This is a genomic window from Pelagibius litoralis (genome assembly GCF_011683915.1).
GTDB lineage: Bacteria > Pseudomonadota > Alphaproteobacteria > Kiloniellales > Kiloniellaceae > Pelagibius > Pelagibius litoralis.
Genome location: NZ_JAAQPH010000011.1, coordinates 147,675 through 160,551, shown reverse-complemented (window position 1 = coordinate 160,551; position 12,877 = coordinate 147,675). Strand labels below are relative to the sequence as shown.

Sequence of the window (12,877 nt, the reverse complement as noted above, 5' to 3'; positions counted from 1 at the left end):
TCAGGGTCTCAGGATGACTTTTGCGGCAGAGCTGCGCCCGGCATCCAGATCCTCGAAAGCCCGGCCCCCCTCGGCGAGGGGTCGCTGGTCGATCCAGTTCAAGGACCCGAGCCGGCCGTCCTGAAGGGCGGCGAGCGAGGCCCGCAGATCGGTTTCGGTATAGGTATAGACGCCGACAAAGGTGATCTCGGAAAGGGTGACGCTGCGGGCATCGAAGTCGCCCGCCGGCTCCTGAAGGCCGACGTGGGCAACAACCCCGCCGGGCGCAACGGTCTGCGTCGCCGCCCGGCGTGTGGCCACCATGCCGACCGCATCGAGCACCAGATCGAAACCCGCAGGCACCGCGGGCTCTGCGATGGGATCGAAGGCATCCAGGCCTGCAGCCGTCGCGGTCTCGCGCCGCAGCGCATTGGTCTCGGCGAGGCGGACCTCTGCCGCCCCCCAGGTCTTTAGAATCAGAGCGCCCAGAAGACCGACCGAGCCGCCGCCGATCACCAGCGCCCGGCTCTCGGCCAGCGGTCGCCAGGCAGCGCGCGCCGCCAGGGCCAACGCGTGCCAGGCCGTCGCACAAGGCTCCGTCAAGGCCGCATGGGCCGGGTCCATGCCGTCGGGGACCGCGATCAGGTTGTTTTCGGGAATCGCAATCCGCTCTCCAAAGGCGCCCGGCCGGCGCATCCCGATCAGGTCCCGCGACGGACAGAGATTGGACCGGCCCTCAACGCAGTAACGGCAGAGCCCGCAGGTGATCAAAGGATTGAGCACGACCCGCGTTCCCGGATTGCTGCCCTCCAGCACCGTGCCGCAGGCCTCGTGACCCAGAATCAGCGGCGGCACGCGGCGCGGATCGTGACCGTGCCAGGCATGCATGTCGGACCCGCAGATGCCCACCGCCTCGATGCGCACCAGGGCCTCGCCGTTCTCGGGTTGCGGCTCCGGTTCGTCGCGGTATTCGGTTTGCTTGGTCGCCGTATATACAAGCGCTTTCATGAGATCCTCACTTGGCCTGATGCTATTTGGCGGTAAAGCCGCCGTCGACGAAAAGCGTCTGCCCCGTCACATAGTCCGAAGCGGGCGAAGCCAGAAACACCGCCGGGCCCACCAGATCGTCCAGCTTGCCGTTGCGGCCGATACAGGTCTGGGCCGCGTTACGCTCGGCCCGGGCCGCATCGTCAAAGACGGCGGCGGTCAGCTCGGTCGGAAAGAACCCGGGCGCCAGCGCGTTGCAGGTGATGCCGTCGCGCGACCAGGCCTCTGCCATGGCGCGGGTCATCTGCACGACGCCGCCCTTGGAGGTGCCATAGGCGATCCCCCCTGCAAAAGCCCGCTCCGACTGCAGCGAGGCCAGATTGATAATGCGCCCCCAGCCCCTGGCCCGCATGGCCGGAACCAGCGCCTGTGCCAGAAAGAACGGGGCGGAGAGATTCAGGTCGAGCGTCCGCTGCCAGCCCTCCGCCGTGACCGCATCGGCAGCCTGACGCGTGTTGAGACCGGCCGCGTTCACCAGAATATCCGGCGCACCGCCAGCCTCCGCAATCCGCGCTGCAATATCCTCAAGCGCCGCGAGATCGGCCAGATCGGCGACACAGGCAAGGCCGCGGCCACCGGCCGCCTCGGCTTCAGTCAACCAGGCATCAAGCTGATCCTGCCGGCGCGCCACGCCAACCACCGTCGCACCGGCCTCGGCCAGGGCGGTGGCCAGCCTTCGCCCGATGCCCGAACTGGCCCCGGTTACGCAGGCAACGCGCCCTGACAGATCGAACAGCCCGGCGATCACTCAACCGCCGCCAGATCGAAGTTTTCGTCGGGGAACCACTTTTCAAGCCGCACGTCGGCGGTCCGGGCATGGGCCTCCATGCCTTCGAGACGCGATATCCGCGCGGTGACCTGGGCGATATCCCTGGTCGATTCCCGGGTCATCCTTTGCCAGGTGACGGTCTTCATGAACTTGCCGACGGAAAGCCCCCCCGTATAGCGTGCCGCGCCTTTGGTCGGCAGGATGTGGTTGGGGCCCGAGGTCTTGTCACCGAAGGCAACCGTGGTCTCTTCGCCCAGGAAAAGGGAGCCATAGTTGCGCAGGCGCTTCAACCACCAATCCAGGTCGGCGCAGTGCACCTCCAGATGCTCCGACGCATAGTTATCGGACAGCGCGGCACCGGCCTCCGGCGAATCAACCAGGGCAATCTCGCCATAGTCCCGCCAGGCCGCCGCCGCGTTGGTCTGGTTCACTTCGGGAAGGCTGGCGATCAGTTCTGGCACCAGCACGGCGACCCGTTCGGCAAGCTTGCGGTCCAGGGCGATCAGCCAGGCCGGCGAGTTGTAGCCATGCTCGGCCTGGCCGACGAGATCCCAGGCGACGATCTCCGGGTCGGCCGTTGCATCGGCAATCACCATCACCTCGGACGGCCCGGCAAACATGTCGATGCCCACGCGGCCGTAGAGGATCCGCTTCGCCTCGGCGACAAACTGATTGCCCGGCCCGACCAGGATATCCGCCGGATGACCGGTGAAGAGGCCGAAGGCCATGGCCGCCACGCCCTGGACGCCGCCAAGCGCCAACACCGAGTCCGCACCACAGAGATCGAGGGTATAGAGGATCGCCGGATTGACGCCCTCCCCCGCCTTGGCTGGAGAACAGGCGACCACCTGATCGACGCCCGCCGTCTTCGCGGTGGTGACCGACATGATGGCGGAGGCGACATGGGCGTAACGCCCGCCGGGCACGTAGCAACCGGCGGCGGACATCGGGATGTTGCGGTGACCGGCGATCAGGCCGGGCCGCAACTCCACTTCCGTATCCTGCAGCGTCGCAAGCTGCGCTTCGGCAAACCGCCGCACATGGTCATGGGCAAAGCGGATGTCGTCTTTCAGCTTCTGTGACACCTTGGCCGAGGCTTCCGCAATGGCCTCCGGCGTCACCAGGATGTCGCCCTCCCACTTGTCGAACTTTGCCGCATAGTCGCGCGCCTTGGCCTCACCGCCCGCTTCGATGTCGTCCAATATCGCCTGCACCGTCTCGCGAACGTCCTGCTCTCCGGTGGCGGCGGTCATTTCGGCTTTTTTCAGGTACTCGATTGTCATGGGTCAGGGGCCTTTGGATGATCAATAGATATCAGGCAGGAACACGGTGGACAGCGAGGGTACGTAGGCAATGAGAAGCACCACAACCAGCATGCCGAAGACATAGGGCACGGCACGCCAGGCAATCTTCAGGACCGATTCGCCGGTGATACCGGCGATGACGAACAGATTGAGGCCGAGTGGCGGCGTGATAAAACCGACACCAAGCGCACTCACCATCATCACACAGAACTGGATGTCGTTCATGCCGATTTCCTGCGCCAAAGGCAGCAGGATCGGCGAGAGAATAACGATGTTCGGGGTCGTCTCCATGACACAGCCGGCCGCGATCAGTATACCGATCATCAACAGGACGATCATCACCGGATCATCAGTCAGCGCGGTCACGGCGAAGACAAACCCCTGAGGCACCTGCAGCGCCGCCAGAGTCTGCGCCAAGGGCAGGGAGAGGGCAATGATCGGCAGGATCACGCCGTTTACCTTGGCCGAGCTCACCAGCATTTTCGGGAAATCGGCCAAGGTCAGGGTGCCTTGCAGCATACCGATCAGGATGGTGGTGGTTACCGCGACGGCTGCGGCCTCGGTCGGCGTGAAAATGCCGGAGTAAATGCCGCCGAGAATGATGAAGGGCACCATCAGGGCATAGCGCCCCTCCCAGACCGCTTTACGCCAACGCTCAAAGTCAAAGCCCTGCGTCTCCCCCTCAAATCGGTAGATACGGTTGAGGACAGCGTTGGTCACCATGATCGATACCATGATCATGACGCCGGGAATGGCAGCGGCGAGAAACAGCGTCGAGGCGGAGATGCCAAGGATCAACCCAATGATGATGTAAGCAATCGACGGGGGAATAAGGATACCGGTACAGGCGCCGGCCGCGACCAAGGCACAGGCATAGGGGCGCGGGTAACCCTTTTCGACCAGCTTGCCGATGGTCATCCGGCCAACCGCCGCGGCACCGGCCGCATCGGAGCCGGAGATACAGGCAAAAAAGCCGCAGCCCAACACCGTCGCGGTGCCAAGGCCGGCGCGGAGTCCGCCTGTGGTGGCGTCGGCGACATCCAGCAGTCTGCCGGACAGGCCGGTGCGGACCAGCACATCCCCGGTGAGGATGAAAAGCGGCACGGCGATCAGCGCGAAGTGATCGATCCCGTCGAACAGCGATTCCCCGAGTAGGGAGATGGGGAGCGCATCGGTGATCAGAAGCATGGCGACCGCGCCGATGCCAAGCGCCGCCCAGACCGGCACCGCCAGCGCGATGAGCAGAACGATGAGCAGAACCGGGCCGTAGAATTCCCAACCCAGGTCGACGCTCTGTTCCTGCAATTGTTGCCAAAGCATGCCGTTCTCCTCAGTCGTCGAACAGCTTCGCGCCGTCACTGACCGCGCGGCCGGCGCAGAGGTCCGTGAAGTCGCGCCGCATCGACTGCAGCAGGCGGAAGATCATGAGCGAGAAACCAAGCGGAACGGCGGCGAGGAACCAGACCAGACTGATCCGCAGGCCATGGGTGACGGAGCCGAAGCGCAGCGAGATTTCGATGGATTCAAGGGCGGTGTAGACGGCGATCACGGCCAGCGCCAGCATGCAGAAATCGCCGAAGAGGTAGACTGCCGCCTTACCCCGCTCGGACAGCATGTGGACGATCACGTCGATGCGGATATGCGCCCGGTCCTTGACCGCCGCCGAAGCGCCCACCCAGGCGAGATAGATAAAGGCGTAGCGCGCGATCTCCTCGCCCCAGATCGACGAATAGGACAGCACAAACCGCCTGACGACCTCCACAACGATGGTGGCAACAATGAGCGCATAGAAGACCAGCAACAACCAGCGTTCGGCATTCTGGTCCAGCTTATGCCAGAAGCTTGTTTTTTGGTTCACGGGCGCACCCCTTCAGGCGGCCGCCGCGATGGCGGCGCCTTTGGATCCAAGAGAAGAACAGCGGGCTGCCGGGAAGGCCGAAAGGGCCCTCCCGGAGCATGACGCTAAGCGTCGTGGACGTAGAGCCGGCTTTGGGTATTGGCGGCGTCTTCCAGTTTTCCGAAAGTCTCCAGCGAGCCGGCCAGTTCCTTCTTGAAGCCGTCCCATTCGCTGCGCTGGTAGCCGCCGGCTTTGGCCCACTCCCCCAGTTCGTCGGTGGTAGGCGAGTAGAACTGAACGCCCGCCTTGCCCATCTCCGCCATGGCGTAGTTGCGCGCGGCGGGAACCTTCGCGAGATTCTGCTGCGCGGAGATGTCGGAGGCAAAGAGAATGCCTTCCTGCACATCGCCGGGCAGACCGTTGAACCATTCGAGATTGCAGGAATAGACCTGGCTGTCGGGCACCGCCTGGGAGAAGGTGACCCAGGACAGGATATCCTTGAACCCGAAGACATGCAGCGCCCCGACCGCCGGGTCCAGCGCGTCGGCAACACCCTGCTTGATGGCCGAGGGTGTTTCGCCCCAGGCCACCGGAGTCGGGTTCGCCCCGATCATGCGGTAGTATTGCTGCAGCATCTTCGATCCCGGCACCCGGAACTTCATGCCCGAGAGATCGCCCGGCGTTTTGATCGGCCCCTTGCCGCCTTTGCGCACGGCAACGACCCGCGGATCGATGACGACATACCAGAGCGGCTTGAAACCCTTGGACTCGACAAGGGGATCGACCTCGGCCTTCCAGGCCGATGAGGAAACGAGGTTCACAAAGCGCTGATTGGCGCCGCAGAAATACGGCAGGTTGATCAGATCGACGACCGGCGCAAAGGGCGCAAAATTGGAAAGCGAATGCTGGGCCGCCTGAATGGTGCCGTTCTGCACCTTCTGGGCCAAGGCACCACCGGCGCCGAGCTGCCCGCCGGGTGCAAGTTTCACATAGACCTTGCCGGCGGTCGCGTTCTGGATGTTCTCCTTGAAATCCAGCTGCATGATCGGATAGCTGCGCGAGGCGCCAAGGATGTAGGCGGTCGCAATCGTCATGCTGTGTTCCGCCGCGCGCTCGCGCTCTTTTTCCTCCTTCGCGGTCTGTGCCGCCGCTTCGGCACTGAACAGCATACCGCCGGCTCCGGCAACCACCGCAGCGGTGAACCCGTACTTTGCGGAAATTTCGAAGAACCGGCGGCGCTCCAACGACTGCGGGCTCGACTCCTTTGACTTATTCGGCATCCCCGTCTCCTTCTTTTTTTGCTTGGTTACGAATTTCACGATCGGCGGCCATTTCACGCCGCAGACAAACGCCGATGAACAGCACCACCGACACGAAAAGAACCAGAAACTCGCCAACATCACCCAGGCCGGGAACGACCGTCGCCCCGCCCAGAATGGCGAATTTTCCGATAATCACATTGGCGATGAAGAGCACGAACAGCAGGGCCGCAGCGAGCAGCAGCTTGTCTTTCAGTATCCTCCCCATGCTTGCTCCTTTATTTTTGCAAGCGCTTACATTTTCAAAACAATGCACCTCTGCCAGCCGGGAGTCAAGGGAGCGACAGTTGGGATGCTTTCGCGCCAACAATGGGATATGATGGGCGAACTGCTGGCGCAGAGGTCTTTTCCGGCCGGCAGACGGCATGAGAAAAGAGAAGTAAGCGCTTGCAACAACAGCCGGATCGCCGCCCGACACTTGATGACGTCGCCAACCGCGTCGGGGTTTCGACGGCAACGGTTTCGCGTTGTCTGAGCGCGCCCGAAAAAGTCCGCCCCAAGCTGCGCGAAAAGGTGATGGCCGCCATCACTGAGACCGGCTATCGGCCCCATGGCGCAGCACGCGCTCTGGCTTCGAGGCGGACCAACACCATCGGCGCCGTGATCCCGACCCTCGACAATGCCATCTTCGCAAAGGTGGCGCAGACCCTGCAGGATGCCTTGGACGTCCGTGGCAGAACGCTGCTCCTCGCCTCCTCCGATTACCTGCCCGAGCGTGAGCAAAACCAGATCGAGAACCTCATCATCAGGGGTGTCGACGGTATCATGCTGACCGGCGAGCAGCGTGACCCTGAGATTTACGAACTGCTGGACCGGCGCGGCATCCGCTACGTCAACACCTACGTCCATCACCCGGATTCGCCGCACCCGACCATCGGTTTCGACAATGTCGGCGCGATGGAGAAGATCGTTTCCTATCTCTACGACCTGGGCCACCGGCGCTTTGCCATGATCGGCGGCCTCACCGCCGGTAACGACCGCGCCGCGGAGCGAATTCAGGGAACACGGGAGGCACTGCAGAGGCGATCGATTGACCTTCCGCCGGAACGCATCTTGGAGTGCCCCTATGCGCTCACCGCGGGCCGCACAGCCTGCCGCGCCCTACTCGCCGCCGCAGAGCCGCCGACGGCGATCGTCTGCGGCAACGACGTATTGGCCCTGGGCACCCTCTTTGAAGCCGCTGCCCTGGGCACAGCGGTACCGGGATCGCTTTCGATCACAGGTTTCGACGATCTTGAACTGGCCCGGGAAATCGCGCCCGGCCTCACCACCATTCACGCCCCCCTGGTGGAGATGGGGCGCCTGGCGGCCGACTTTCTGCTGAGCGAAGCTGATAGCGGAGCAGAGCAGGGCCGCCATATCGAGCTGCCGGCCGAACTGGTGGTGCGGGGATCGACGGGCCCGGTTTCCGTATAGCCCCGAATAAAGCTACCAGAGGGTTTTTTGGGCCCGCCCTTCCCAGGCGTCGTCATAGACCTTACCGCCGATCCTGTCATCGCTGAGGGCGGCGAGAATCTCACCGGGAGTCGGCAGGGACTTGCTGTCCGCGTGCTTCTCCGGGTTCCAGAGATCGGAGCGCACGATGGCACGGGCGCACTGGAAGTAGATCGCCTCCACCGTCATTACCAGGACCGAACGCGGCGGCTTGGCGTCAACGGCAAAGGAAGCCAGCAGTTCGGCATCGATGCTGAGATGGGCGCGGCCATTGACCCGCAGTGTCGTTCCGGCGCCGGGAATGAGGAACAGCAGGGCGATGCGCGGGTCGCGCACCACGTTGCGCAGCGAATCGATCCGGTTGTTACCGCGCCGGTCCGGCAGCATCAGGGTGCGCTCGTCATGGATCCGCACGAAACCGGCAAGATCGCCGCGCGGCGAGCAATCCAGGCCCTCCGGCCCCGCCGTCGCCAGAGCGGCAAAGGGCGAAGCCTCGATGATCCGCCGGTACTCCGGGGTGATGTGGCTGACCTCCTTGACGGTGGAGGTTTCCTTGGGAAGGCCATAGAGGCCTTCCAACTGTTCAACGCTTGTGATGATCGACATGGTCGGATCCGGCGCAGGTAAAGGCGCGCGAAACTACCACCCCCATCGAACCCGTTCCAGCGTCACGCCACCTCGTTGCGCGGAAGCCGCCAGTTCGGCCGGATGAAGTGACAGGTGTAGCCCTGGGGAAAGCGCTGCAGATAGTCCTGATGCTCCGGCTCCGCCTCATAAAAAGGTTGCGCCTTCACCACTTCGGTCACCACCCGGCCCGGCCACAAGCCGGAGGCATCGACAGCCGCGATCACTTTTGCCACCGTCGCAGCCTCTTCATCCGAATTCACGAAGATGGCCGAACGGTACTGCGTACCGATGTCGTTGCCCTGGCGGTTGGTGGTGGTCGGGTCGTGAATCTGGAAGAAGAACCCCAAAAGGTCCTCATAGTTCACGCGCGCGGGGTCGTAGGTGATCTCCAGCGCCTCGGCATGGCCGGTGGTTCCCGTCGTGATATCGCGGTAACCCGGGTTGTCCAAATCGCCGCCGGTATAGCCGACCCGCGTCGCGAGAACGCCCGGCAGCTTGCGGAACAGGTCCTGCATGCCCCAGAAGCAGCCGCCGGCCAGAACCGTCTTGGCCTGAGAAGACTGGCTTTCCGGCGGATCAATGTGATCGCGATAGGCGCCGTAACCCGCGGCCTCCAGTTCGGCCAGGGGGACAAACCGCAGGGCCGCGGAGTTGATGCAGTAGCGCAGTCCGGTCGGGGCGGGCCCGTCCGGGAAGAGATGTCCCAAATGGCTGTCACCGTTCTTGGAGCGCACCTCGGTGCGCACCATGCCGTGGCTGGAATCGCTTTTCTCGACAACGTTGTCCGCCGCGGCCGGTCTGAAAAAGCTCGGCCAGCCGCTGCCAGAATCGTACTTGTCACTCGATGCAAAGAGGGGTTCGCCGCTGACGACGTCGACATAGAGCCCGGCTTCCTTGTGGTTCCAGAATTCGTTCTGGAAGGGCCGCTCGGTCGCGTCCTGCTGGGTGACCGCGAACTGTTCCGCCGTCAGATTCTCCAAGGTTTCCGGGGTCTTCTTATAACCTTCGCTCATCAGGACACTCCCCTTCTCTAAGCCTGGGAAAAGGGCGGCACCAGCGCCCTTTCCTTCGTCTTCCTACAATATAGCTTTCTAAGAGTATTTCCCAAGGCCGCCCTGTCATTCCTGTAACGCGATCACAATGAAATGACCCGTTTCTCCAGTTTCAGCAGGCCACTGAGAACCGCCGTCGTCGGTGCGTCCGGCGGCATCGGCGGGGCTTTTGTCGAGCTCCTGGTCAGCGATGCAGCGGTGGAATCCGTCCACGTTTTCTCGCGCCGCCCCCTGCCGGCCGGCAACAAGCTGTTTCGCGGCCGGATCGACTACGACGAGGAGGCGTCGATCGCCGAGGCAGCGGCCATGGTAAAGGAAGGCGGGCCACTTGATCTGGTGCTGGTCGCCACCGGCCTGCTCCATGACGGGGCGGCGCTGCAGCCTGAAAAGAGCTTCCGCAGCCTCGACGCGGGCAATCTGACCCGGTCGTTTCAGATCAACGCGGTTGGGCCCGGTCTGATCGCCAAGCACTTTCTGCCGCTCCTTGCGCGGGATCGTAAAGCCGTCTTCGCCGCGCTTTCCGCGCGGGTCGGCAGCATCAGCGACAACCATCTGGGCGGCTGGTACGGCTACCGGGCGACCAAGGCGGCGCTCAACATGATGATCCGCTGCATGGCAATCGAGACCGGCCGCAACCGCAAGCAGGCGTTCTGCGTCGGCCTGCATCCCGGCACCGTCGACAGCCGGCTCTCACAGCCCTTTCAGGGCGGCGTGGCACAGGACAAGCTGTTCACGCCCGCCATTGCGGCCAGCCATCTGCTGGCCGTTGTCGATGGTCTGACGACCGGCGACAGCGGCAAGCTCTTCGCCTGGGACGGAAAGGAAATCCCCTTCTAGCCGAGCTTTCCTTGTCTATTTGACCTCGATGTAGAAAGACGCCCAGGGCCAGCGCTGCTCGTCTTCAGCTGTCGGCGCCTTGCCGTCCGGCCGCCGGTAGACGACCCAGAGCGGTCCGCGCTGGCCGATGGTGAGATAGCGCCCATCCCGCTTCACCCCGACGATCCAGTCGAAAGCCGCGATATCCTCTGCTGAAATCTCAGAACCGAAACCGTCCAGGGCGACGATGGTGATGTCCCTGCCCGAGGCCCCGGCGGCGGTAAGCACGTCCTTCAACCAGGGGCCCTCAAAGGTATAGCTGGACGGCCAGGCATCGAAGCTGACCTCCACCTTCTGCATGCCGAGAGCTTCCAGCATCGCAAGATCAAACTCCGCCGCCGGGCCGAACGATTTCTCATGGTAGTTGAGGAAGCCGTCCTCGAACGCCGAGAAACCCGGGCGGTTGGTCTTTGAAACCTGACCCGCAACGGTCAGTACCACCGGGCCGCTGGCTTTTGGCAGATCGGCGGCTTGCGCGCCGGGGCCTGCGTTCAGAACAAAAAGGGCGCAAAGAACAGCGCCGAAAAGACGAAGCGCCGGGCCCCTCCGGGACCAGCAGAAACTCTGAAAATCAGTCATCGGACTCTCCCCCTGTGCAAGCTGGGAGACTCATACCGCAGCAATCAGTTGAAAGCTATCTGCGCTTTCATCACCTGGGAACGGTCGCCGGCCAGTTCGAAGGCCTCGATGGCGCGGTCGAACGCGATGGTGTGGGTGATCAGCGGCTTCACGTCGATCAACCCCTTGGACATCATCTCGACCGCCAGGGGAAACTCCTCATGAAAACGGAAGGAGCCGCGCAGCTCCAACTCTTTGGCGGTAATCTGCATCATCGGCAGGGTCATATCGCCGCCCATGCCGAGCTGCACGACCACCCCGCGCGGGCGCATCGCCGCCAGGGCCGAGACCAAGGCCGGCTGGGCGCCTGAGGCCTCATAAAGCACATCGAAGTGCCCCTTGCCGGCGGCATAACTTTCCAGGGCATCGGGCTCGGCAACCACGTTGATCGTGCGGTCGGCACCGGCGCCCGCGGCATGGGACAGCGCCTTATCCTCAAGATCCGTCGCCACGATCTCGGCGGCGCCCGCCCGCCGGGCAGCCAGCACCGCCAGAACGCCGATCGGGCCGCAGCCGGTAACCAGCACCCTTTTGCCGAACAGTGCGCCGGCCCGGCGGGTGGCATGCAGCGCCACCGACAACGGCTCCGCCATGGCCGCTTCGCCGGCGCTCAGGCCATCGGCCTTCACGCATTGCGAGGCATCGGCAACCATCTCCTGGCGAAACGCGCCTTGAATATGGGGGAACGGCATGGCCGAACCGTAGAAGCGCATGTTCAGGCAATGGTTCGGCGCACCCTCGGTGCAAAAGCCGCAGGTGCCGCAGGGCCGCGACGGATTGATCGCCACCAGGTCTCCCAGGGAAAGGCCGGCCACGCCGGAACCAAGCGCCGCCACGCGGCCCGAGACCTCATGGCCCAGCACCATGGGCTCCTTGATCCTGACCGGGCCGAATCCGCCATGGTTGTAGTAGTGCAGGTCGGACCCGCAGACGCCGCCGGCCTCCATGCGGATCAAAACCTGCCCTTCGCCAGGCGCCTCCTCCTGCCAGTCTTCCGCCCGCAGGTCCTTGGGAGCATGGATTACAAGTGCGCGCATGGCTTTGCCTTTCAAACAACCCGTTGTTAGCTTTCGGTGCCGGACTTGGAGAACAACCCGAAAGCGCCATTTCAGGGCCTATTCCGGATCATTGGCGCCTTCTTCGTTGACAGATAAATGTTATCGATAACAAATAATAGCACAAGTCTTGTCGTCACGCCCTAGACAAACCTATCCAGCCGCCAAAGGAAAAGCCCTGCATGACATCCCTCTCGCTTTTCGACCTCACCGGGCAGCGCTGCCTGATCACCGGATCCAGCCAGGGCATCGGCTTCGCCCTGGCCCGCGGTTTGGCCGGCGCAGGGGCCGAGCTGATCCTGAACGGGCGCAACCGGGCGCGCCTGTCGGCGGCGGCCGACAAACTGCGGGGTGAAGGTGCAACGGTACAGGAACTGGCTTTCGACGCCACCGATCACAGCGCGGTCAAGGCGGCGGTCGACGGGTTTGAGGAGAGCAGCGGCCCGATCGATATCCTGATCAACAATGCCGGACTTCAACACCGCGGCCCCCTGGAAGACTTCGAGCCTGAGGACTTTGACTTCCTGATGAAGACCAACATCAATTCGGTCTTCAGCGTCGGTCAGGCGGTGGCCAAGCACATGATCGGGCGCGGCAAGGGAAAGATCGTCAACATCTGTTCAGTGCAGACGGCCCTTGCGCGCCCGGGCATCGCACCCTACACCGCCTCCAAGGGGGCGGTCGCCAACCTGACCAAGGGCATGGCGACGGACTGGGCCAAACACGGCCTGCAGATCAACGGCCTGGCCCCGGGCTACTTCAAGACCGAACTGACCGCCGCCTTGGTCACCGACGAGGCCTTCACCGCCTGGCTGACGAACCGCACGCCGGCCGGCCGCTGGGGCGACGTCGAGGAACTGGTGGGCGCAGCCGTCTTTCTGAGTTCCGGCGCATCGAGCTTCGTGAACGGACACATTCTCTATGTCGACGGCGGCATCACCGCCTGCCTGTAAAACCCCG

The 12,877-nt window shown here is 63.5% G+C and carries 14 protein-coding genes; 3 read left to right on the top strand and 11 right to left on the bottom strand.

Annotation, left to right across the window (positions count from 1 at the left end):
* From HBA54_RS15390 to HBA54_RS15360, 7 genes are all read right to left on the bottom strand, one after another.
* On the bottom strand, window positions 1-987 hold the full coding sequence (locus HBA54_RS15390) for an alcohol dehydrogenase catalytic domain-containing protein (protein WP_167226126.1): 987 nt from the start codon (window positions 985-987) through the stop codon (window positions 1-3).
* Window positions 988-1,009: 22 nt separating this feature from the next.
* The gene (locus tag HBA54_RS15385; protein ID WP_322096047.1) at window positions 1,010-1,774 is read right to left on the bottom strand and encodes an SDR family NAD(P)-dependent oxidoreductase; all 765 of its coding nucleotides are present in this window, start codon (window positions 1,772-1,774) and stop codon (window positions 1,010-1,012) included.
* Window positions 1,771-3,078, bottom strand: coding sequence for a histidinol dehydrogenase (gene hisD / locus HBA54_RS15380; protein WP_167226124.1), 1,308 nt, complete (start codon window positions 3,076-3,078; stop codon window positions 1,771-1,773). The genes HBA54_RS15385 and hisD overlap by 4 nt, the downstream gene beginning before the upstream one ends.
* 21 nt (window positions 3,079-3,099) lie before the next feature.
* Complete coding sequence (locus tag HBA54_RS15375) at window positions 3,100-4,419, bottom strand: TRAP transporter large permease (protein WP_167226122.1); 1,320 nt, start codon at window positions 4,417-4,419, stop codon at window positions 3,100-3,102.
* 10 nt (window positions 4,420-4,429) lie between these two features.
* Window positions 4,430-4,957 carry a TRAP transporter small permease gene (locus HBA54_RS15370; protein WP_167226120.1) on the bottom strand — a complete coding sequence of 176 codons (528 nt, stop codon included), beginning with the start codon at window positions 4,955-4,957 and terminating at the stop codon, window positions 4,430-4,432.
* A 104-nt stretch (window positions 4,958-5,061) separates the two neighbouring features.
* Entirely contained in the window at window positions 5,062-6,216 is a 1,155-nt protein-coding gene (locus HBA54_RS15365; RefSeq protein ID WP_167226118.1) for a TRAP transporter substrate-binding protein, read from the bottom strand.
* Window positions 6,206-6,463 carry a hypothetical protein gene (locus HBA54_RS15360; RefSeq protein ID WP_167226116.1) on the bottom strand — a complete coding sequence of 86 codons (258 nt, stop codon included), beginning with the start codon at window positions 6,461-6,463 and terminating at the stop codon, window positions 6,206-6,208. Before HBA54_RS15360 ends, HBA54_RS15365 begins: the two co-directional genes overlap by 11 nt.
* 179 nt (window positions 6,464-6,642) lie before the next feature.
* Here HBA54_RS15360 and HBA54_RS15355 point away from each other — a divergent pair, with 179 nt between their 5' ends.
* On the top strand, window positions 6,643-7,671 hold the full coding sequence (locus tag HBA54_RS15355) for a LacI family DNA-binding transcriptional regulator (protein WP_167226114.1): 1,029 nt from the start codon (window positions 6,643-6,645) through the stop codon (window positions 7,669-7,671).
* Between the two features lie 12 nt (window positions 7,672-7,683).
* Here the strand turns inward: HBA54_RS15355 and HBA54_RS15350 are convergent, their stop codons facing one another.
* Window positions 7,684-8,295 (bottom strand): pyridoxamine 5'-phosphate oxidase family protein, encoded by a 612-nt coding sequence (locus tag HBA54_RS15350; protein WP_167226112.1) that lies wholly within the window; start codon window positions 8,293-8,295, stop codon window positions 7,684-7,686.
* A gap of 62 nt (window positions 8,296-8,357) precedes the next feature.
* The gene (locus HBA54_RS15345) at window positions 8,358-9,329 is read right to left on the bottom strand and encodes a bifunctional methionine sulfoxide reductase B/A protein (RefSeq protein ID WP_167226110.1); all 972 of its coding nucleotides are present in this window, start codon (window positions 9,327-9,329) and stop codon (window positions 8,358-8,360) included.
* Window positions 9,330-9,461: 132 nt separating this feature from the next.
* On the opposite strand from HBA54_RS15345, the gene HBA54_RS15340 reads away from it, so the two are divergent.
* Complete coding sequence (locus HBA54_RS15340) at window positions 9,462-10,205, top strand: SDR family NAD(P)-dependent oxidoreductase (protein WP_167226108.1); 744 nt, start codon at window positions 9,462-9,464, stop codon at window positions 10,203-10,205.
* A gap of 15 nt (window positions 10,206-10,220) precedes the next feature.
* Here HBA54_RS15340 and HBA54_RS15335 read toward each other — a convergent pair whose 3' ends face one another.
* Entirely contained in the window at window positions 10,221-10,823 is a 603-nt protein-coding gene (locus HBA54_RS15335) for a putative pterin-binding protein (protein ID WP_167226106.1), read from the bottom strand.
* A gap of 44 nt (window positions 10,824-10,867) precedes the next feature.
* A complete protein-coding gene (locus HBA54_RS15330; RefSeq protein ID WP_167226104.1) occupies window positions 10,868-11,899 on the bottom strand; it encodes an L-idonate 5-dehydrogenase in 1,032 nt (343 codons plus the stop codon).
* Between the two features lie 200 nt (window positions 11,900-12,099).
* Between HBA54_RS15330 and HBA54_RS15325 the strand changes: the two genes are divergently transcribed.
* Window positions 12,100-12,870, top strand: coding sequence for an SDR family oxidoreductase (locus tag HBA54_RS15325; RefSeq protein WP_167226102.1), 771 nt, complete (start codon window positions 12,100-12,102; stop codon window positions 12,868-12,870).
* The last annotated feature ends 7 nt before the right edge of the window (window positions 12,871-12,877 follow it).

Bases quoted from the DNA above. Each gene is read 5' to 3' on its own strand.
- HBA54_RS15325 (WP_167226102.1), top strand. From the start codon at position 12,100: ATGACATCCCTCTCGCTTTTCGACCTCACCGGGCAGCGCTGCCTGATC.
- HBA54_RS15350 (WP_167226112.1), bottom strand. From the start codon at position 8,295: ATGTCGATCATCACAAGCGTTGAACAGTTGGAAGGCCTCTATGGCCTT.
- HBA54_RS15340 (WP_167226108.1), top strand. From the start codon at position 9,462: ATGACCCGTTTCTCCAGTTTCAGCAGGCCACTGAGAACCGCCGTCGTC.
- HBA54_RS15345 (WP_167226110.1), bottom strand. From the start codon at position 9,329: ATGAGCGAAGGTTATAAGAAGACCCCGGAAACCTTGGAGAATCTGACG.
- HBA54_RS15335 (WP_167226106.1), bottom strand. From the start codon at position 10,823: ATGACTGATTTTCAGAGTTTCTGCTGGTCCCGGAGGGGCCCGGCGCTT.
- HBA54_RS15330 (WP_167226104.1), bottom strand. From the start codon at position 11,899: ATGCGCGCACTTGTAATCCATGCTCCCAAGGACCTGCGGGCGGAAGAC.
- HBA54_RS15365 (WP_167226118.1), bottom strand. From the start codon at position 6,216: ATGCCGAATAAGTCAAAGGAGTCGAGCCCGCAGTCGTTGGAGCGCCGC.
- HBA54_RS15360 (WP_167226116.1), bottom strand. From the start codon at position 6,463: ATGGGGAGGATACTGAAAGACAAGCTGCTGCTCGCTGCGGCCCTGCTG.
- HBA54_RS15390 (WP_167226126.1), bottom strand. From the start codon at position 987: ATGAAAGCGCTTGTATATACGGCGACCAAGCAAACCGAATACCGCGAC.
- HBA54_RS15375 (WP_167226122.1), bottom strand. From the start codon at position 4,419: ATGCTTTGGCAACAATTGCAGGAACAGAGCGTCGACCTGGGTTGGGAA.
- hisD (WP_167226124.1), bottom strand. From the start codon at position 3,078: ATGACAATCGAGTACCTGAAAAAAGCCGAAATGACCGCCGCCACCGGA.